This is a genomic window from uncultured Kriegella sp. (assembly GCF_963975415.1).
Classification (GTDB): Bacteria; Bacteroidota; Bacteroidia; order Flavobacteriales; family Flavobacteriaceae; genus Kriegella.
In genome coordinates this window covers 242,796-262,250 of the sequence record NZ_CAXBGN010000002.1, presented here as the reverse complement: position 1 = coordinate 262,250, position 19,455 = coordinate 242,796, and the positions used below count along the sequence as shown (strand labels likewise).

17 protein-coding genes are annotated in these 19,455 nt (G+C 40.6%); 3 read left to right on the top strand and 14 right to left on the bottom strand.

Translation table 11 applies throughout. The features are described from left to right. The first annotated feature begins 5 nt into the window (after window positions 1–5). The 3 genes from AACZ88_RS04955 to AACZ88_RS04945 all read left to right on the top strand — a co-directional run bounded on the left by AACZ88_RS04955 (window position 6) and on the right by AACZ88_RS04945 (window position 3,137). Window positions 6–911: a geranylgeranylglycerol-phosphate geranylgeranyltransferase gene (locus AACZ88_RS04955; RefSeq protein ID WP_339707061.1), complete on the top strand. Its 906-nt coding sequence runs from the start codon at window positions 6–8 to the stop codon at window positions 909–911. Window positions 912–1,158: 247 nt separating this feature from the next. Next, window positions 1,159–2,019, top strand: coding sequence for a pseudouridine synthase (locus AACZ88_RS04950; protein WP_339707058.1), 861 nt, complete (start codon window positions 1,159–1,161; stop codon window positions 2,017–2,019). Window positions 2,020–2,069: 50 nt separating this feature from the next. Beyond that, a complete protein-coding gene (locus AACZ88_RS04945; RefSeq protein WP_339707055.1) occupies window positions 2,070–3,137 on the top strand; it encodes a putative zinc-binding metallopeptidase in 1,068 nt (355 codons plus the stop codon). Window positions 3,138–3,369: 232 nt separating this feature from the next. On the opposite strand, the gene AACZ88_RS04940 is transcribed toward AACZ88_RS04945, so the two are convergent. From AACZ88_RS04940 to AACZ88_RS04875, 14 genes are all read right to left on the bottom strand, one after another. Beyond that, the gene (locus AACZ88_RS04940) at window positions 3,370–4,629 is read right to left on the bottom strand and encodes a sialidase family protein (protein ID WP_339707052.1); all 1,260 of its coding nucleotides are present in this window, start codon (window positions 4,627–4,629) and stop codon (window positions 3,370–3,372) included. Window positions 4,630–5,771: 1,142 nt separating this feature from the next. Further along, window positions 5,772–7,052: an argininosuccinate lyase gene (gene argH / locus AACZ88_RS04935; protein WP_339707049.1), complete on the bottom strand. Its 1,281-nt coding sequence runs from the start codon at window positions 7,050–7,052 to the stop codon at window positions 5,772–5,774. A 62-nt stretch (window positions 7,053–7,114) separates the two neighbouring features. Further along, complete coding sequence (locus AACZ88_RS04930; RefSeq protein ID WP_339707046.1) at window positions 7,115–8,179, bottom strand: M20 family metallo-hydrolase; 1,065 nt, start codon at window positions 8,177–8,179, stop codon at window positions 7,115–7,117. Continuing rightward, window positions 8,179–8,958 carry an acetylglutamate kinase gene (gene argB, locus AACZ88_RS04925; RefSeq protein WP_339707043.1) on the bottom strand — a complete coding sequence of 260 codons (780 nt, stop codon included), beginning with the start codon at window positions 8,956–8,958 and terminating at the stop codon, window positions 8,179–8,181. The genes AACZ88_RS04930 and argB overlap by 1 nt, the downstream gene beginning before the upstream one ends. A gap of 46 nt (window positions 8,959–9,004) precedes the next feature. Next, window positions 9,005–9,757 carry an SDR family oxidoreductase gene (locus AACZ88_RS04920; RefSeq protein WP_339707040.1) on the bottom strand — a complete coding sequence of 251 codons (753 nt, stop codon included), beginning with the start codon at window positions 9,755–9,757 and terminating at the stop codon, window positions 9,005–9,007. Window positions 9,758–9,776: 19 nt separating this feature from the next. Then, complete coding sequence (locus AACZ88_RS04915) at window positions 9,777–10,742, bottom strand: N-acetylornithine carbamoyltransferase (protein WP_339707037.1); 966 nt, start codon at window positions 10,740–10,742, stop codon at window positions 9,777–9,779. A gap of 28 nt (window positions 10,743–10,770) precedes the next feature. Further along, window positions 10,771–11,535: a glutamate 5-kinase gene (gene proB / locus AACZ88_RS04910; protein ID WP_339707034.1), complete on the bottom strand. Its 765-nt coding sequence runs from the start codon at window positions 11,533–11,535 to the stop codon at window positions 10,771–10,773. Between the two features lie 75 nt (window positions 11,536–11,610). Next, window positions 11,611–12,807 carry a glutamate-5-semialdehyde dehydrogenase gene (locus AACZ88_RS04905; protein WP_339707031.1) on the bottom strand — a complete coding sequence of 399 codons (1,197 nt, stop codon included), beginning with the start codon at window positions 12,805–12,807 and terminating at the stop codon, window positions 11,611–11,613. Continuing rightward, window positions 12,804–13,931 carry an aminotransferase class III-fold pyridoxal phosphate-dependent enzyme gene (locus AACZ88_RS04900; protein ID WP_339708202.1) on the bottom strand — a complete coding sequence of 376 codons (1,128 nt, stop codon included), beginning with the start codon at window positions 13,929–13,931 and terminating at the stop codon, window positions 12,804–12,806. The genes AACZ88_RS04905 and AACZ88_RS04900 overlap by 4 nt, the downstream gene beginning before the upstream one ends. A gap of 66 nt (window positions 13,932–13,997) precedes the next feature. Next, entirely contained in the window at window positions 13,998–14,795 is a 798-nt protein-coding gene (gene proC / locus AACZ88_RS04895) for a pyrroline-5-carboxylate reductase (RefSeq protein WP_339707028.1), read from the bottom strand. Window positions 14,796–14,980: 185 nt separating this feature from the next. Further along, window positions 14,981–15,955, bottom strand: coding sequence for an N-acetyl-gamma-glutamyl-phosphate reductase (gene argC / locus AACZ88_RS04890; RefSeq protein ID WP_339707026.1), 975 nt, complete (start codon window positions 15,953–15,955; stop codon window positions 14,981–14,983). Continuing rightward, the gene (gene argG / locus AACZ88_RS04885) at window positions 15,948–17,138 is read right to left on the bottom strand and encodes an argininosuccinate synthase (protein ID WP_339708199.1); all 1,191 of its coding nucleotides are present in this window, start codon (window positions 17,136–17,138) and stop codon (window positions 15,948–15,950) included. Before argG ends, argC begins: the two co-directional genes overlap by 8 nt. A gap of 92 nt (window positions 17,139–17,230) precedes the next feature. Continuing rightward, window positions 17,231–17,848: a GNAT family N-acetyltransferase gene (locus tag AACZ88_RS04880; RefSeq protein ID WP_339707024.1), complete on the bottom strand. Its 618-nt coding sequence runs from the start codon at window positions 17,846–17,848 to the stop codon at window positions 17,231–17,233. A 220-nt stretch (window positions 17,849–18,068) separates the two neighbouring features. Then, window positions 18,069–19,391 (bottom strand): mannosyltransferase, encoded by a 1,323-nt coding sequence (locus AACZ88_RS04875; RefSeq protein ID WP_339707021.1) that lies wholly within the window; start codon window positions 19,389–19,391, stop codon window positions 18,069–18,071. Window positions 19,392–19,455: the final 64 nt, after the last annotated feature.

The window sequence follows — 19,455 nt, the reverse complement described above, 5'->3', positions numbered from 1 at the left end:
TTATAATGTTCAGTAGAAAAAACAAACTCTTGCTTTTAAAGTTATTGAGTCTGTTTTCTGTGGTACGGGGGTACAACATTTTAATGATCGTTGCAGCCCAATACTTGGCATCGATTTACATTTTAGCTCCTGACCTGCCTTTGCGAGAGGTCGTTTTTGATTTCAACTTATTTGCTATCGTACTCGCATCGGCATTGGTTATTGCGGGTGGGTATATCATTAATAATTTTTATGATGCGGAAAAAGACCTGATCAATAAGCCTACAAAAAGCATGTTGGATCGATTGGTGAGCCAGCGCTTTAAACTCTCGACCTACTTTGTTCTTAATTTTTTAGCCGTTTTTGCCGCGAGCTATGTTTCCTTTAGAGCTGTACTATTTTTTTCAATTTATATTTTCGGAATTTGGCTGTATTCACATAAGCTAAAAAGAATAGCTTTTATCGGTAATGTGGTGTCCGCTATCTTGGCTATTGCTCCGTTTTTTGCGGTATTTGTTCATTATAAAAATTTTGCTACGGTCATTTTTGTACATGCCATGTTTCTTTTTTTATTGATTTTGGTACGTGAAATGATTAAAGACCTAGAGAATATTGCCGGGGATTTGGCACAGAATTATAAAACCATTCCTGTTTTATACGGAGTGCGATTTTCAAAACGTTGTATCAGTGTATTGATTTTATTGACCTTATTGCCATCACTATTATTGATCAATTATTTCGATGTAGGTTATATGTACCTCTATTTTATAGGATGCATTTTTTTGTTAGTACTATTTTTGATTATGTTATGGAAGGCCAAAACGAAATTACATTATGTTGGTCTTCATAATATTTTAAAGTTGATTATCGTGGTCGGAGTTTTTAGCATACTATTGATTAATGTAGATTTAGTGCTTAATCGTATTTTATAGTCGATTATTTAATGTCTGCCAAAGCGGTTGCTGTGATACAAACGTGGCTTGCCATACTTCCGGGAGGCCGAAATAGTTTTGGAATACGTTTTTGATGATACCCTAATTTTCCATTCAAAGGTCATAAAACCTTTGAGTTTGAAGCGTAACTTTATGCGTTGTAGTATTTGGGGAATTCGACCATATAAATGCTTAAGTCAATAGGTTATACCATGGCGATACGTATCTTTGCGTAAAAGTTATAATCATGAACAGGTCAGATTCGAAGGGTGGAGATAAGCGGGCATCAGGAAGACAGGGGGGAACATTTCGAAAGAAAAGTTATGCCAGGGGGAATGCTCCCATAAAAAAGAGAAATGATTCGCAGCAATCTGCTCCCCAAAAACAAAAAGACACCGGCTTGATTCGATTGAACAAGTATGTGGCCAATTCAGGGGTGTGTTCCCGCAGGGATGCCGATATATATATCACCGCAGGAAACATCACGGTAAACGGCAAACCTATTACCGAAATGGGCTATAAGGTAAAATTGACCGATGAGGTTAAGTTTGACGGTCGTTTGTTGAATCCTGAAAAGAAGGAATACGTACTACTGAATAAACCAAAAGATTTTGTGACCACGACTCGAGATGAGCAAGGCAGAAGAAGTGCCGTGGGACTAATTTCAAAGGCATCAAAATCTACCTTGAACCCTGTGGGCAAATTGGGTAAGGAAACCACGGGGCTTTTACTCTTTACAAATGATGGGGAACTGACCAAGCGACTAAATAGCCCTAAAAACGGATTGCGAAAAATCTATCACATCGAGTTGAACAAACACTTGCGAAGTGCCGATTTAAAGAAAATACAAGAAGGTATTCTGGTAGATGATAAAATGGTCAAGGTTGCTGATGTCAGTTATGTTGATAATGCGGCAAAAAACCAAGTGGGTATGGAGATTTTAAGTACACGAAACGATATCGTTCGTCGTATTTTTAAGGCTTTGGAATATGAAGTCGTTAAGTTGGATAGGGTTGTGTACGCCAGTTTGACTAAAAAAGACTTACCACGAGGGCACTGGCGCTATTTGACCGAGCAAGAGGTCATTAATTTGGGAATGATCAAGTAACAAGGCCAAAGGCCATTTTTTGAAAAATAGTATCCTATTTACACGTTGCGATGAAATTATTTCAATGTCAGCATTGCTCAAGTCCGGTTTTTTTTGAAAATAATACCTGTGAAAGTTGTGGCCATCTATTAGGGTTTTTAGAAAGTAAACTAGATCTTATTGCTTTGGCACCTACTTTGAATCAATGGTCTCTTTCTCAAGAGAACAACGCCGTTTTTAAATATTGTGCGAACAATCAATACCAACTCTGTAATTGGTTGGTTCCGATAGACAATGTTTCGGGCGGTTTGTGTTCTGCATGTTTCCTCAATAGAACTATACCAAACTTGGGTGTGGATAAAAATCGAAAAAAGTGGGAAAAACTTGAAATTGCCAAGCATAGGCTTATTTTTCAGTTGCGTCGGCTTAATTTACCTATTGAAAGTAAACAACAGTTTAGTGACCGTGGGTTATGTTTCGATTTTGTTTCGAAGGAAGATGTTGATGAAACCAAGAATAAACCCATGACTGGGCATGCCAATGGCGTTATTACTATTTTGGTGTCGGAGGCCGATAGTGTACTGCGAGAGCAGATGAAAATGAAAATGTCAGAAAAATATCGAACACTGATCGGTCATTTTAGGCATGAGGTCGGGCATTACTACTGGGATCGCCTGATTCGAAACAACCATAATTTACTCCATAATTTTAGAACTGTTTTTGGTGATGAAAGAGAATCGTATGCCAATGCCCTCGACCGCTATTATAACAATGGCCCAGCGAATAATTGGCGAAATAGCTTTATAAGTGAATATGCCTCATCTCACCCGTGGGAAGACTGGGCGGAAACTTGGGCACACTACCTGCATTTAATGGATACTACCGAAACTGCTTATTTTTATGGAATTGGCGTCAACCCAAGGTTAAGTAGTGACAACAGTTTAGAAATGAATGCCGTGTTCGACCCATATCAAGAACAAGATTTTAAAAAGGTTGTAGATTTATGTATTCCTTTATTTTCTGCATTGAATAGTGTCAATCGATCCATGGGTATTCCCGATGTATACCCCTTTGTAATTTCGACCCCGGTTATTGATAAGATGACATTTATCCATGATGTTTTGCAGTCGTATCGATAAAGGAGTAGGTACTTACATCGTCTTTCCACATTTATATAACGTAAGGGTAATCATTGCTTTACCTGATTCACGCAGAAATTAACCATTTTTGTGGTGTTCAAATTACAGTTTGTTTGAGTTAGCAGCCTTAAGACCGATATTCGTATCGGTTTTGTCTTTTTAGGAGTTTTTGAGAATGGCATTATTTTACATCGATGCAAACTTTAAAGTTCTTTATTTAAAAAATTATGGGCTATTCTACTACGTCCTTCACTTGAAAAAATGTGCCAACAAGTTCACTTTTCCAATGGTCATTAGGGTTTGTTCGCGGATAAACAACTAACAGAATATTTGGGGCAACCTCTTCTATGGAAAAATAATTACCACAATCAGGGGGATAAATATCATTGTAGAATGGGATAATTGGGCCCCAACTTTCACTTTTGTTATCGTTGAACATAAGCCAATTTCCGGGTCGACCATAGCTGAGGGCGATGATACCGTTCTCCAATTGAAGTGCATCAGGCCAGACACCATGGGTCGTAATCGGATCTGCAGTGCTCCAATTATTTCCACCATCATTTGAGGTACTCATATAAATCGGGGTCTGCTTACCATAACCGAAGGGCATTTTTGTATCCCAGTCGTTATTATTAAAGCTGCCCAATGACGCTTGGTAGCTAGCACCTGATCTCATAAAGCTAAGAATTTTGCCATTGTCGAGAACTAAGAGCGATGCCTCGTCGAAGCCTTCCCCTCGAACATCTTCTTTTCCATCAAATGCAATTGTTGATAGGTAGTGCCATGTCTTACCTCGATCTTTAGATCGTAAAGCAATGGTACGAAATTGTTTTTCAATATTATTACCTTTTGGATCTCTGCCATACATACTTACTAACAGGCTTCCGTCTTTCAGTCTAACAATTTTACGGCATAAAACACCAATCAAATGACTTAATGCTTCTGGTAAGAATATTTTGGCAGGATCTGCTTCTCTTGTAATTCCATTGTCGTTGGAACGAAAAAAGTCAGCTTCAAAAACGCCTTTCGTATCCGTTTTTTGAAGCGAAATTTCTGGTCGGCCCGCGCTTGAAGAACCGCCGGCTGCATTTTGTGAACGGAACATAACCACTTCACCATCAGGTTGAGGATATTGATAGGTCGAATTTTCCAGTATATGCTCGGCTTGTTGCCATGTTTTTCCGCCATTATTTGATCGTCTATCAAAAACATGAATGTCACCATTATTGTATTTGAAAACGCTGCCAGCGGGGCAAAAGCTTTTATGCTCTGGAACAATTACTTGGGTTTCTCCCCTGATAACTTTAATTCCCGGGACATAACTTACTCTTGATTTAATTTTTTCGTATTCAGGATTAAAGTTTGCTTGCGATGTACGTGATTCTGAAGTATTGGTAATGCGCTTTTGCTGAGCAGAAAGATTTGTGCTAGAAAAATAAGAGATTGAAAGGGCAAAGAGTATGTTGAAAAGGGAATAGTCTAATGTTTTCATGTAATGGTAATTGGTGATTTGAATGATATATGCAAGCCTAACCCTACAAACATATTCTAAACTTTCTGTTGAAACACATGATATTGCATTATTTGTAAATAATATATTAACTCTTTTTAGGGCTTACATGGTTAATGATTCAATGGAATGTTAAAATTGTATTGGTGATGGCAATGGTCGAAATAATCATACAAAAACCGAAACCTACGATTGATAGCCCTTTTATCTTTATAAGATCGGCATCAAATAAATGTTGGAAGAACTTTTATAGTAACCTTATCATAAGCATAAGATAACTGTATTGGTCAATGAAAATGCCATTTTTGTGGTGTTCAGATTACAATTTTGTTTGAGTTAGCAGCCTTAAGACCGATATTCGTATCGGTTTTGTCTTTTTAGGAGTTTTTTGAATTTTACAGCGAATCTTAAGGAAGTATATCTTTAATCGCTTTAGAACGCTGCAAAATTCGATTTTTTGGTCAAATGCCCTATTTGTGTGCTCTCCTATTTTCTTTAAAGAAGGGAATGAATCTTGGCGTTACAGTCAGGAGAAAAGGCAGTTTGTTTTTACCCCGACTATAGATAATTTAAATATAACCCTACGGTGAATCCACCTCCCTTCGAAAAAGGAGGAGCTACCCTCGATTCGATTTTTTAACAAAATGTGTAATCTAGGAGGCTCCCCTCTTTATTAAAAGAGGGATGGCCTTGCTGACAAGCAAGGTCGGGGAGTTTAGTTGATAGAAGCGAATTTTAAGAGTATAACCCTCCGTCCTGAAGAAAATGTCGGGACACCTCCCTTTCCGATAGCCGGGAGGTAGGAGTTGCCTTCAATGCAACCTCCTCGAAAAAGTTCGATTTGGGCGGTTTTATGATTTTTTTTCTCCTCGCTCATCCCAACCCCCAGAGGAAACAACAGAGCTGAAGACCGGTTTAGTTCAATATGGCATTCTCTAACGGAAATCAATTAATGAAATCCACATTGTAATTTATTAAATTAGCTATTCGCTGATAATGGCGGGCAGTTTTTGTCTTAATTTTTTCTATTTCCACTAAAGGCTATAATTTTTGTCAAAATGTTGCACAACAATTGAATAACATCATTGATGATATCCCGCAAATAGAATCAATATGCAATCAATTTAATCAATTTTATCCATCTTCTTCCGAATCTCCTTCAAACACAAATTACCTAGGCTCCCCTCATGGGTGTGTTTGATATCTCGTTTGGGGTTAAACGTACCTGCTTGAATTTCTTGCCCCATTTTTTTATAGGCATCGCGAAAGGGCATTCCTGATAGAACCAATTCGTTTAGTGTGTCTACGCTAAAGAGGTAGTCGTATTTGGGATCTTCCAAAATACTTGGGTTCACACGAATTTCGGCCAAACTAAAGGTCAAAATTTCGAGGCAGGCTTTCATGTCTTGCAAGGCAGGCACAATCACCTCTTTTACCAATTGTAGATCACGGTGATACCCGCTAGGTAGGTTGTTGATAATCAAGGTCAATTGATTGGGGATGCTTTGAAGTTTGTTGCATTTGCCACGTACCAATTCAAAAACATCGGGATTCTTTTTATGTGGCATAATACTACTCCCCGTAGTCAATTCGTCGGGAAAAGAAATAAAATCAAAATTCTGGCTCATATACAGACAGATGTCCATGGCCATTTTTGATAGGGTAGCGGCCAGACTGCTCATGCCAAAGGCAGCTGCTTTTTCTACTTTGCCACGCCCCATTTGGGCGGCAACGACATTGTATTTGAGTGTTTCAAAACCCATTTCCTGAGTAGTAAAATTTCTGTCGATTGGGAAAGAACTTCCGTAACCCGCGGCACTGCCCAATGGGTTCTGATCAGCGACTTTAAGCGCTGCTTCGACAAAATAGAGGTCGTCTATCAAACTTTCGGCATAGGCCGAGAACCATAGTCCGAACGACGAAGGCATCGCAATCTGTAAATGTGTGTAACCGGGCAGCATAACGTCTTTGTGCTTTTCCGCTAACTCTAGGAGTAAGTCGAACAATGCCTTCGTCTGCGATTTTATTTCTGTGAGTTCCTCTTTGAGATAGAGGTGCATAGCCACCAAAACTTGATCGTTTCGCGATCGGGAGGTATGTATTTTTTTTCCGGTATCGCCCAACTTCTCGGTTAACAAAAATTCGATTTTGGAGTGCATATCCTCGAACGAATCTTCAATGATAAAAGTTCCCGCTTCGATAGATGTACCAATGTTGTCCAGTTCAGATACCAAAGCTTCGGTTTCGGCCTCCGTAAGCAATCCTATTTTGCCCAGCATTTTGGCATGGGCCTTAGAAGCTAATACATCGTATTTTGCCAACAGCAAATCCAATTCGCGATCATTGCCTACTGTAAAATGATCTATTTTTTTATCGGTGCTAAAGCCTTTGTCCCAGAGTTTCATAAATTTCGGTTTACATTTATCAATGAACAATTACCAATTGTTCATTGTATACTGTTAATTTTTTATTGCAAAAATCCCTTCAAAATTTTAATATACAAATCAATACCTTCTTCGATTTCCTTTACATATATAAATTCGTTGGCGGAGTGTGAACGGGTACTATCGCCAGGTCCTAATTTCAGCGATTGACAGTTTAAGGCCGCTTGATCCGAAAGTGTAGGCGAACCGTAGGTTTCCCTTCCAAGAGCAATCCCCGATTGTACCAATGGATGGTTCTTGTCGATAGCCGATGAATTTAAGCGCAGCGAACGGGGTTTAAGTTCGCATGGGGCTTCCTTTTGCAAGATATCCCTAATCTCTTTGTTGGAGTATTTATCATTGACCCGAACATCGATAACCAGATTTACTTGTGCCGGCACCACATTGTGCTGTTCGCCACCATTAATTTGCGTGACCGTTAATTTTACTTCCCCAAGTACTTCAGAAACTTTTTTGAACTTGTAATTTTTGAACCAATCCAAAACTTCAATCGTATTGTAAATCGCGTTATTATCGTTCGGATGGGCCGCATGCGAAGGGGTGCCTTTTACAGCGGCCTCAAAAACCACCAGTCCTTTTTCGGCAATGGCGAGTTTCATTACTGTAGGCTCGCCTACGATGGCGACATCGATTTTAGGAAGTATCGCCAACATACTGTTCAGGCCCTTGGGCCCTGAGCTTTCTTCCTCTGCCGAAGCCACAATGATGATGTTGTGGTTTAAATCTTCGGCCTCATAAAAATGGGTAAAAGTTGCAATAAGCGAAACCAAAGGTCCGCCGGCATCATTACTACCGAGCCCGAATAGTTTTCCATCTTCGATATGCGGATGAAATGGATCCTTGGTATAGGCCGTATTCGGTTTTACCGTATCGTGATGTGAATTGAGCAGCAACGTGGGCTTGTTCTCATCATAATATTTATTAAAGGCGTAGATGTTATTATTTTCGCGTTTAAAGGGGATATTGAACGACTTGAACCAATTTTCAATGGTATCCGCAGTTTTGTCTTCTTCGGATGAAAAAGATTGAATCGAAATAAGGGACTTCAGTAAATCGATGGCTTTTTCGGTAAGTACTCGCTGTTCCATTATAAGGTTATTGTAGTGAATAATTGGGCTTCGGGTGCCAACATCGAAGTATTTCCGATACAGACCTGATGTACATTTCTTTTTAGGGCATTAAAACAATTCTCAAGTTTAGGAAGCATGCCATCGGCAATTATTTTTTGTGCTAATAATGTTTTATAGGATACCGCATTGATGTTTTTTATAACGGAATCATCATCGTTGACATCTTTTAAAACCCCTTTCTTTTCGAAACAATAGTTTAAAGTTGTTTCATAGAATTCGCTCATGCCAATGGCAATTTCGGAAGCAATGGTATCGGCGTTGGTGTTAAATAATTGTCCGTTTTGGTCGTGGGTTATGGCGCAAAAAACCGGTGTCAAGTTGGCTTCCAGCAAATGATGAACAGTAGTTCCGTTAATCGAATCGACATCGCCTACAAAGCCAAAATCAACTTCATTGACAGGTCTTTTATGCGCCTGTATTGTATTTGCATCGGCCCCCGAGAGACCAATGGCATTACAGTTGTTAGCTTGAAGTTCGGCAACAATTTTTTTATTGACCAAGCCTCCGTAAACCATGGTTATAAGATCAAGGCTTTGGGCATCGGTAATGCGCCTACCACCTACGAGTTGAGATTCAATACCTAATTTCTTGCCCAGTTCGGTGGCCAATTTTCCGCCGCCATGGACCAGAATTTTTTGACCTTCGATTTTGGAAAAAATAGTGAGAAATTTCGATAATTCCGTCTTTTTCTCAATGACGTTTCCCCCAATTTTTACGATGGATAATTTTGGTTTCATTTTAGGTTAAATTTATTTTTTTTGGCCATTTTCAATCGTCATAATATCATGCGTTTAGAATGCCTCCGTCAATATTTATGGTACTTCCGGTCATCCATGAGGAATCATTCGAGACCATAAAAAGTGCCAGTTTTGCAATATCATTAGGCATGCCCAAACGTTTTAAAAGTGTCGTTTCTTTCGCATTTTCAACCGCACTATCCGGATTTTTGAATGCTTGTGCCGAATCGTGCAATAATGGGGTATCTACAGGCCCTGGACAAAGGGCGTTTACCCGTATTGTTGGTGCATACTCCACGGCCAGTTGTTTCATTAGGGCTACCGACCCTGCTTTTGAGGCGCAATAGGCGGGGTGGTTCGGAAAACTCTTAAAGGCCGCTATCGAGGCATTGATCAAGATGTTGGCGTCAGTACTTTGTAAAAGATGGGGAATGGCGTATTTGGTTAAATAGAAAATAGCACTAAGATTCGTATCTAATGTACGTTGCCATGATGAAATAGCGAGGTCGACCACATTCCCTAACCCTAAAATACCGGCATTGATCGAAAGAATGTCGAGTTTACCAAAGTTATCTACCGCAGCTTGAACTAGTTTTTCATTGGTTTCTGCTTTACTAATATCACCTTGAATAAAAATTGAATTCTTCAATTGCTTTTCCAAAGTACTCCCCTTGTCACTGGATTGACCTGAAAGAATTAGTTTGGCCCCTGCTGCCGCGAACTTCTCAGATATGGCTTTTCCCATTCCGCCCGTAGCTCCGGTAACAATGCAAACCTTATTTCTTAATTCTTGTGACATTTAGTTCTGTGTGGTTTTATCAATCGGGAGTTTTGTTTTCAAGTGTATCGGCCCCGGTCAAAATCTTCTTTAAGACCACTTGTGCGGCGTAGGTTCGGTTATTTGCCTGTTCGATGGCCAGTGATTGGTCGCTGTCTAATACGGCATCTTCCACCACTACATTACGTCGTACGGGTAGACAATGCATGAACTTGGCATGACCCAGTTTCGATTTGGTCATCATCCAATCCGCTTCTTGATTCAAGACTTGTCCGTAGTCGGAATAGCTACTCCAGTTTTTTACATAAACAAAATCGGCATCTTCCAATGCTTTATTTTGATCGTATTCGATTTTAACATCCTTGGTAATTCTTTTGTCTAGATCATATCCTTTCGGATGTGTGATTACAAAATCGGCATCTTGAAGTTGCATCATTTCCACAAAGGAATTGGCTACGGCGTGGGGCAATGCCTTGGGGTGCGGTGCCCAAGAAAGTACTACTTTAGGTTTTGGCTTGGTATTTTGTTCGGCAAGGGTTATGGCATCGGCCAAAGCCTGCAACGGGTGGCCCACCGAACTTTCCATATTAATAATGGGTACGGAGGCATATTGTCTAAAACCGTTGAGTACCAATTCGGCCTCGTCTTTTTCTTTGTTTACCAAAGAAGCAAAAGCCCTGATTGCTACCACATCACAATATTGTGAGATTACTTGTGCGGCTTCCTTTATATGTTCTGAAGTGCCTTGGTTCATTATAGTGCCATCTTCATATTCAAGCGCCCAGCCCTCACTTCCAAAATTCATTACAATGACTTCCATGCCTAAATTCATGGCCGCTTTTTGCGTGCTTAATCGGGTGCGCAGGCTGTTATTGAAAAATAATAGCCCGATGGTCTTTCCTTTGCCCAGGGCTTCCAATTGTCTTGGGTCGCTTTTTAAAGCTCTGGCTTCTTCGACCCATTGGGGAAGTGAATCTATATCGTTTATGGAGAAGTACTGTTTCATGGTTTAAAAATATAAGTTTATTTGGCGGCTAGCTTTTTATTTTGGTATGGTTGCCAATACCATTAAGGGCGTCGATCAGAAAATTGTCCTTTAATCCGTTGACAATCCAGGTTTCAATGCCAACATTTTGTGCTATAGTGGCAGCTTCGATTTTTGAGTGCATCCCTCCAGTACCGTGTGATGATTTGACACTGCTAATTTCCTGTCGCAAATTTTCTAGCCCGGAAACCGAGGTTATCGTTTTAGGATCATTGTTTTCGATAGAAACTTTGGTGTAAATGCCATCGGTGTTTGTGGCCACGATAAGAAGGTCTACTTGTAACAAAGCAGCTGTAAGGGCCGCTAATTTATCATTATCCCCAAATTGGATTTCATCGGCAGCAACCGTATCATTTTCATTAATGATGGGGATTACGTTATTGGCGACCAAAACGTTAATGGTGTTTTTAATGTTTGCCTTGGCAATAGGGTTTTCAAAATCGGAATACGAAAGAAGACATTGTGACGTGAATAAACCAAGTTCCCTGAAATTTTCCTGATAAATGCGCATCAAATGGGGTTGACCAATAGCGGCTAGTGCCTGTTTTACATTGATTTCTGCACCATTATGTTCTAATTTTACGAATTGTTTGGCAGCTGCAATAGCGCCAGAACTGACGATTATAATATCATAACTGTCTTTAAGTGCGGCAATTTGACGGCCGATGTCTTCTATTTTTCCTCTGGAAATCTGATCCGTTTCCTTGGTCAAGGTATTGGATCCAATTTTTAAAAGTATTTTCTTTTTTTGCATTTTTTCAATGTTTTGACCTGCGATTTTTAAAATTCTGCAGATCAGCAGTCGACAGAAATAAAGTGATTTTTTAGATTACCTTATTTGTCCGTTCCCTTTCACATACCACTTATTGGTCACTAGGTGTTGAAGACCAATTGGTCCTCTTTGGTGTAATTTGTCGGTACTTATGGCAAGTTCTCCCCCCAAGCCAAATTGACCGCCATCGGTAAAACGTGTCGATGCGTTATGATAGACTGCGGCAGTATCGACGTTGTTCATAAATGCATCGGCGATTTCTTCGTTTTTTGTAATGATGGATGCGGAATGCCCTCCTCCATAACGATTTATTTTGGCTACGGTCTCCTCGAGGTTTTTTACCCCCCCCAAAACGATTTTATAGTCTAAAAACTCCTCGAACCAAATGGCTTCATCTGTAATTTTCGAAGTGCCTTCAAAGCCCGAAACGGCTTGATCGACCAATATTTCGACATCACTTTCTTTTAATTTGGAAATGAGTTGCTGGGTAAATTTTTCCCGTTCAGGAAGGTTATCATCTATCAAAACCTTATCCAAAGCGTTACAGGCCGATATTTTTGTAGTTTTGGCATTGATAATAATTTCCAGCGCCATTTCTTGGTCGGCATCTTTATCGACAAAGACAAAATTATTGCCACGGCCGCTAACGATTACCGGACAGGTAGCGTGTTGTTTTACAAAGGCAATCAGTCTTTCTCCACCACGGGGCACTATTAAGTCTACTTTCTGATCGGGTTTTTCCAAATAGGCCTGCGTCTGTTTTCTGTCGAATTGTAAATACGTGACCCATTCGTTCGACACTTGGTTTTCCCTTAGGGCGTGGTGCCATAATTTGACCAAGGCCAAATTGCTCTGTATCGATTCTTTGCCCCCTTTTAATAATATTTTGTTTCCAGATTTAAAAGCTATCCCCGCTGCTTCGATAGTAACATCAGGGCGAGATTCGTAAATAATCAATACTGTACCAAAAGGTGCCGTTTTGTTACTCACTTGCATGCCGTTCTCATGGGTGAATTGAAACCGCTCTACCCCCAACGGGTCCTCTTGATTGGCCAAGTGTACCAATGATTCGATCATGCCTTCGATTTTAGTGTCATTTACCACCAAGCGATCACGCATGGCGATATCTTCACCATGGTAGGCATCCATATCTTTTTTATTGGCCTTTAAAATTGCCGTTCGGTTTGTATTTATCAATTCTGCCATAGTCTGAAGTACGGCATTTCGTTGGGCAATATTTAAAAATAAACTCATGACAATTCTTTTTGTAATGCTTTAAAGAAAGTATCTAAATGGGCTTCGGTAATATTTAGAGCCGGTAAGAACCGCAGTACTTTTTTGTCCTTGGCGCCACCGGTAAAAATATGTTGATTATGAATCAGGCGTTTTCTTAAATCGGCCACTTCAAAATTAAATTCTAGTCCGAGCATCAGACCCCTGCCTTTCACCCGTTGTACTTGGGGAATTTCAGCGGCCATCTTTTCAAATCGTTCGCCTAACTTTGTGGCGTTTTCCAGCAGCTGTTCTTTTTCAATTACTTCTAAAACAGCAATTGTAGCCGCACAAGCCAAATGGTTGCCGCCAAAGGTAGTTCCCAACATGCCGTAAACGGCCTTTATGCTTTCGTGAATGAGGACGCCCCCTACCGGAAAACCGTTGCCCATACCTTTGGCAATAGTGATGATATCGGGTTTGATCCCGTGATGCTGGTAGGCAAAGAATTTCCCGCTTCTCCCAAATCCACACTGGACTTCATCGGCAATAAGGAGTGCCCCGTGGTCTTTGCATTGGGTCGCCACCATTTGGTAGAATTCCGTTGAAGGTTCGTCTAATCCGCCCACGCCTTGAATGGTCTCAATAATAACCGCGCAAACATCGCCTTTTTCAATTTCGTTTTGAAAGGCTTCGACATCATTGAACGACAAGAAAGTAACCTTTTGTTGTTTGTTGATTGGGGCATTGATACTTGCATTATCGGTAGCGGCAACTGCTGCCGATGTTCTGCCATGGAATCCATTTTTGAATGCGATAACCTGTGATTTACCCGTTTGGAACGAGGCCAACTTCAACGCATTTTCATTGGCTTCTGCTCCTGAATTACATAGAAAGAGGTTGTAGTCTTCGCAATCGGAAAGTTTTCCCAGTTTCTCGGCGAGTTCCACTTGTAACGGATTCTGTATTGAATTGCTGTAAAACCCAATGCGATCTAATTGGTCTTTTAATCGTTTTATGTAGTGCGGATGTGAATGTCCGATGGAAATCACGGCGTGACCACCATAAAAATCGAGATACTCGTGCCCCTGGTCGTCGGTGACTACGATTCCTTTTGCCGAAACAGGAGTCACATCGTATAATGGGTATACATCAAATGGTTTCATTATTGCTTTTTGTTTTATTTCCGCTGAGACGGAAATCGTTTCGTTGTTGTTGGACATCATTAGTTGCTAATTTTTGTCTTTGAATTCACTTATCTTATCGAACGAAGCTACGATTCCACGGATAAGGGAAGAGCTCAAACCTTGATGTTCCATTTCATTCAGCCCTTGAATGGTACAGCCCATGGGCGTGGTCACTCGATCGATTTCTTCTTCGGGATGGTTGCCCGATTCAATTAACAGGCCAGCAGCGCCTTCGCAGGTGTGCATGGCAAGCTCTTGTGCTTCCTTTGCATCAAAACCCAATTGAATGGCTCCTTGGGTCGTTGCCCGTATTAAGCGCATCCAAAAAGCAATTCCGCTGGCGCAAATGACGGTGGCGCCTTGCATTTGTTCCTCAGGAATTTCCAGTGTATGACCCATACGATCAAAAATGGCCTTAGCGAGCTGTACTTTCTTTTTACCTTTCTCATTGCTACAAATACAGGTCATCGATTTTCCGACAGAGATTGCTGTATTCGGCATACTTCGTATAATAAATACATCTTTGCCGAGAATGTCTTCCATTTTATGGATTCCGAAACCGGTAATGACAGAGATGACCACATGTTTTTCGGTGAGCAAGTCTTTTACATCGTTCAACAGCTTTTCAATATGCCCAGGTTGCACGGCGAAAATCAAAATATCGGAATTCTGAACTGCTTCTCGATTGTCAGCGGTTACGGTGACGTTACCATAGTTCTCGTAATCTTTGATATCTGCCGTATTTCGTTTTGTAAGGTACATCGAGGTCGCTCCGTTGGTATTCAAAATACCCTTGGCGATGGAGAGGCCCAAATTTCCGGTTCCTATGATGGCTATTTTCATGAATTCATAGTTTATGTCAATTCTCGCCAAAGCGAGAGCTTTTTTAATTTATCGTTATTACGAGACCCGAGGCAATCCGAGTTTGCCGAACTAGGCCTTGGCTATCGAACCCTCTAGAATCCTTTGTCGATACCCCTCTCTTTAACTAAGGGCCTGGGCTTTAGTTATAAAGTTTCAGCCGTCTCCTAAAAAACCCCAGCTTTTAAGCGCAATCCTGTACTTTCTGCGAACCCGAACATTAAATTCATATTCTGTACAGCCTGACCAGAGGCCCCTTTCAACAGATTGTCCGTAGCCGAAGTGATGAGCAGGGTATCGTTATGTTTGTGCAAATGCACGTGGCACTGATTGGTGTTCACTACTTGTTTTAAATTAATGGGCTCATCGGCCACATGGGTAAAAGCAGCATCGTTGTAAAAATCCCTATACAATGAAATGGCTTCGGCTTCACTTCCGTCAAAATGGGTATAGGCCGTTGCCAATATGCCTCGAGGGAAATTACCTCGGTTAGGCAAAAAGAAAAGCTCCCCAACATTCTGTTGTAAAGAGCCTAAGCTTTCACCAATTTCACCCAAATGTTGGTGGGTAAAAGGTTTATACCATGATACATTGTTATTTCGCCAACTGAAATGCGAGGTGGCCGAAGGACTCACGCCTGCCCCAGTGCTTCCAGTAATGGCATTGACATGAATGGGATTGTCTAATTTCCCCGCCTTGGCCAACGGTAGCAATGCCAGCTGTATGGTAGTGGCAAAACATCCTGGGTTCGCAATATTATCGGCTTTTTGTATTTCAGACTTTTTAAGCTCCGGTAGGCCGTAAACAAATGTTCTGCCATTGCAGACCGCGTCATTCTTTAACCTGAAATCATTACTCAGGTCAATTATTTTAGTGGCTTCTGAAAAATCGTTTTCGTTTAAAAACTTGGTAGAATTACCATGGCCCAAGCATAGAAAGACGACATCGACATCAGGATTGATAGTACCTGTAAACGCTATATCGGTCTGCCCCAACAAATCAGGATGTGCAGTGGTCACTTTTTTTCCGGCCCTTGTCGTACTGTATACAAAATCGATTTTAGCCTCAGGATGATGCAAAAGAATTCGAATCAACTCCCCGCCTGTGTACCCTGAACCTCCAATTATTCCAGCTTTAATCATTATTATGATTTACATGGTTATATATCTTTCCTGAATTGGAAAGTATTTTAATAAAACCTTTGGCGTCATCGGCCGTCCAGCCTTTATTTATTTCACCATAACTTCCGAAGGAAGCGTTCATCAAATCGTGTTTCGATGAAATGCCGTTAAGTTCGAATCGATAGGGGTGAAGACTGACAAAAACATCGCCCGAAACGTTCTTTTGGGTGTCGGTCAAGAAGGCTTCGATGTTACGCATAACTTCATCCAAATAATTACCTTCGTGCAACAACATGCCATAAAAATTACCTTGCTGTTCTTTTTGATATTGCTGCCATTTGCTCAAGGTATGTTTTTCGAGCAAGTGGTGGGCCTTAATAATAATCAACGAGGCGGGAGCTTCAAAACCGACCCTGCCCTTTATACCAATAATGGTATCACCAACATGAATGTCACGGCCAATAGCATATTGTGAGGCCAAGGCATCCAGTTTTATGATGTTGTTTACCGGACTATCTTTTTTTCCATCGATTGCAACAATTTCGCCTTTTTCAAAAGTCAATTTTAATTCTTTTGAACCATGCTCTTTTAATTGACTGGGGTAGGCTGAATCAGGCAAGGGCTTTTCTGAAGTCAGTGTTTCCTCACCACCAACGGAAGTACCCCAAAGTCCGCGGTTGATGGAATATTTGGCTTTTTCCCAAGAATAATCAACACCTTTGGTCTTAAGGTATTCGATTTCAGCTTCCCGCGATAGTGTGTTGTCCCTTATCGGGGTTATGATCTCGATTTCCGGAGCGATGATCTGAAAAATCATGTCAAACCGAACTTGGTCATTACCGGCGCCAGTACTGCCATGGGCAATATGTGAGGCCCCTATTTTTTTTGCATAATTTACGATTTCGATGGCCTGAACAATTCGCTCGGCACTTACCGATAGGGGGTACGTATTGTTTTTTAGTACATTTCCGAAAATCAGGTATTTTACTACTTGGTCGTAAAAGTATTGTATAGCGTCAATCGAGGTGTACGAAGTAGCGCCGAGTTGTAAGGCTTTTTCTTTGATTTCGGCGATTTCCTCTTCTGAGAACCCCCCGGTATTTACACTTACGGCATGTACTTCGAATCCTTTTTCTTCTGATAGGTATTTGGCGCAATACGAGGTGTCCAATCCGCCACTATAGGCTAAAACTAATTTCATAATTTCGGTGCTTTCCTTCCCGTATGAACGAGAATTTTTAATTTATTGTTCAATTTGTAAATTTCCTCCTTTTACTGGGGAAAATGTTATACAATTTATTTTGTTTTCTTTTTGAGAAACAAGCTTTCCTTGATACTTTTTAATCGTTTGAAGGCCTTGCTGTTCACTTTTTTTTCTTCCACCTTTTGTTTCGTGGCCGGGTCGTAAAGCATGCCTGTACAGAGGCACATTTTTCGTTCGGTACGGGTCAAGATATCGAAATTCTTACAGGTCTGACAACCTTTCCAAAACTCAGGGTCATCGGTAAGCTCGGAAAAAGTGACCGGCTTGTAGCCTAACTCATAGTTCATCTTCATCACGGCAAGCCCCGTAGTGATACCAAATATTTTGGCATCGGGAAACTTCGTTCGGGATAATTCGAATACCTTGCTCTTGATTTTTTTTGCCAACCCTTGGTTTCGATAATCAGGGTGCACGATGAGCCCTGAATTGGCGACAAAGTTTTTGTTGCCCCATACTTCAATATAGCAGAAACCTGCAAATTTGTCGCCATCTAAAGCGATGACGGCATTGCCGTTAGCGAGTCTTTTTTGAATGTATTCGGGTGTACGCTTAGCAATTCCGGTGCCCCGTACCTGAGCAGATTCCGTAATCGTATCGGATATAACCTTAGCGTATTTAAAATGTGATTCGTTGGCAATGCTTATTTCCATTGCGAAATGGTTTAATGAAAAATGGAATGAAAAATATTTGTTGGATTCTGCAGGAATGGACTCACCTATTCCCATACTAAATATGCACCCTTACGGGCGACGGCGAACGGGCACAAAAGGACGTGTCGGAAAAGATCTCCAAGGCGTAGAATTAATATGTGCTTTTGTTTTCATTGCGGCTCAAATGTACAAATTAAATTGAAAAGAGAAGTTTTTAGGATTAGTTTTTTAAAAATTTCGGAATATTCCCTTTTTTGCTGATGATTTCGTAAACCAAAAATCCATATACCGAAATATATTCAACGGCTAGCAGCCCCATATGTTCTTTGAACTCGATTTGAGCGTAGGCATAGTAGCTCAGAACAATTGCTGCCGACCAAATAACGGTAAAACGGTATTCTGTGAAAATGGAAAGCAATACCAAAAATACGATATACCACGGGTGTACAGTAGTCGATAGAAAATAATAAATCGTCAAAATCCAAAGCATGTTCGAAATCAGGTTCGATAGTTTTTGGTTTTTAGTCAAGAAGGTAAAAAGTAGTGAGATGGTGATAAGAGTATAGGCGGTAAGTTTGCCGTAAGATTTAATAAGTTCCCAAGGTTTGGCATCAAATTGAACCGCAATTTTTTTAAGCCCATTGTAAAATCCCGCGTTGAATTCGAAATTGGAGAACCAAAGACCCACGGTGTCAGAATAGTTATTTATGAATTCTGGGGCAAAAAACGGAAGTGTCAAAACCAATGATATTACTCCGATAATGGTATAAAACAATAGGCTCTGCTTCCATTTGAAATAGGTTAAGAACAGGGGTAAAAAAATCAAGGGCACTAATTTCACACAAATTGATAAGGCGTAGGGAATCGCTGCCAGCGCCCATTTTTTTACCGAGAGCAAATAAAGTGCCCAGATAAAAAAGAAAAGCATTACACCTTCAAAATGGAGATTTCCGGTTAGTTCGACTATGATTAGCGGGTTTAGGAAATACCAAAAAATAACATGGGGAGAACGGTTGATCTTTTTAAGTAATTTTCTGCCGAAGTAAAAAATTCCGATATCCGACAGAATGATAATGGTTCTCAATACGACAACCGTACCCATAATGTTTTTCCCTCCTAAAAAAGCCGCTATGGCGAAAATAAACTGATTGAATGGAGGATAGTTACTAAAGTGTCGCGCACTGAGCGCGCCCATACCGTTATGCAGTTCTTGGGCATTGGCCAAAAAGAAATCGCTCCGGTCCATAAGTGTGTCAGGTGTAAAAAGATAGGGGTTGATGCCATCTAGAATTAGCTGCCCGTCCCAAATAAACCGGTAATAGTCTTGTGAGAGATTGGGCTCGGTCAGTAAAAAAACGAAGCGAAAAATTACCCCACAAATCAGCAAGAACTTAAAATTCCATTTTTCAAATTGAATAAGCTTGAAACAGAGAAAGAATAAGGCGACAAAAAGGGTTAGGAGTTTTATAAAATCGGTTCGCTCAAGATGGTATGCAAAGGTGTAGTAAAAGCCAAAACACATTAATGCCAAGATTATTGACATTTTATGCAATTTAAGATATCTGGCAATTTGGTTGGGCATTCGTATAAAATCTGTTCTGGACGAA

Coding starts and splice junctions, on each gene's coding strand:
- AACZ88_RS04955 (WP_339707061.1), top strand. CDS start 6: ATGTTCAGTAGAAAAAACAAACTCTTGCTTTTAAAGTTATTGAGTCTG.
- AACZ88_RS04950 (WP_339707058.1), top strand. CDS start 1,159: ATGAACAGGTCAGATTCGAAGGGTGGAGATAAGCGGGCATCAGGAAGA.
- AACZ88_RS04945 (WP_339707055.1), top strand. CDS start 2,070: ATGAAATTATTTCAATGTCAGCATTGCTCAAGTCCGGTTTTTTTTGAA.
- AACZ88_RS04940 (WP_339707052.1), bottom strand. CDS start 4,629: ATGAAAACATTAGACTATTCCCTTTTCAACATACTCTTTGCCCTTTCA.
- argH (WP_339707049.1), bottom strand. CDS start 7,052: ATGAAACTCTGGGACAAAGGCTTTAGCACCGATAAAAAAATAGATCAT.
- AACZ88_RS04930 (WP_339707046.1), bottom strand. CDS start 8,179: ATGGAACAGCGAGTACTTACCGAAAAAGCCATCGATTTACTGAAGTCC.
- argB (WP_339707043.1), bottom strand. CDS start 8,958: ATGAAACCAAAATTATCCATCGTAAAAATTGGGGGAAACGTCATTGAG.
- AACZ88_RS04920 (WP_339707040.1), bottom strand. CDS start 9,757: ATGTCACAAGAATTAAGAAATAAGGTTTGCATTGTTACCGGAGCTACG.
- AACZ88_RS04915 (WP_339707037.1), bottom strand. CDS start 10,742: ATGAAACAGTACTTCTCCATAAACGATATAGATTCACTTCCCCAATGG.
- proB (WP_339707034.1), bottom strand. CDS start 11,535: ATGCAAAAAAAGAAAATACTTTTAAAAATTGGATCCAATACCTTGACC.
- AACZ88_RS04905 (WP_339707031.1), bottom strand. CDS start 12,807: ATGAGTTTATTTTTAAATATTGCCCAACGAAATGCCGTACTTCAGACT.
- AACZ88_RS04900 (WP_339708202.1), bottom strand. CDS start 13,931: ATGAAACCATTTGATGTATACCCATTATACGATGTGACTCCTGTTTCG.
- proC (WP_339707028.1), bottom strand. CDS start 14,795: ATGAAAATAGCCATCATAGGAACCGGAAATTTGGGCCTCTCCATCGCC.
- argC (WP_339707026.1), bottom strand. CDS start 15,955: ATGATTAAAGCTGGAATAATTGGAGGTTCAGGGTACACAGGCGGGGAG.
- AACZ88_RS04880 (WP_339707024.1), bottom strand. CDS start 17,848: ATGGAAATAAGCATTGCCAACGAATCACATTTTAAATACGCTAAGGTT.
- AACZ88_RS04875 (WP_339707021.1), bottom strand. CDS start 19,391: ATGTCAATAATCTTGGCATTAATGTGTTTTGGCTTTTACTACACCTTT.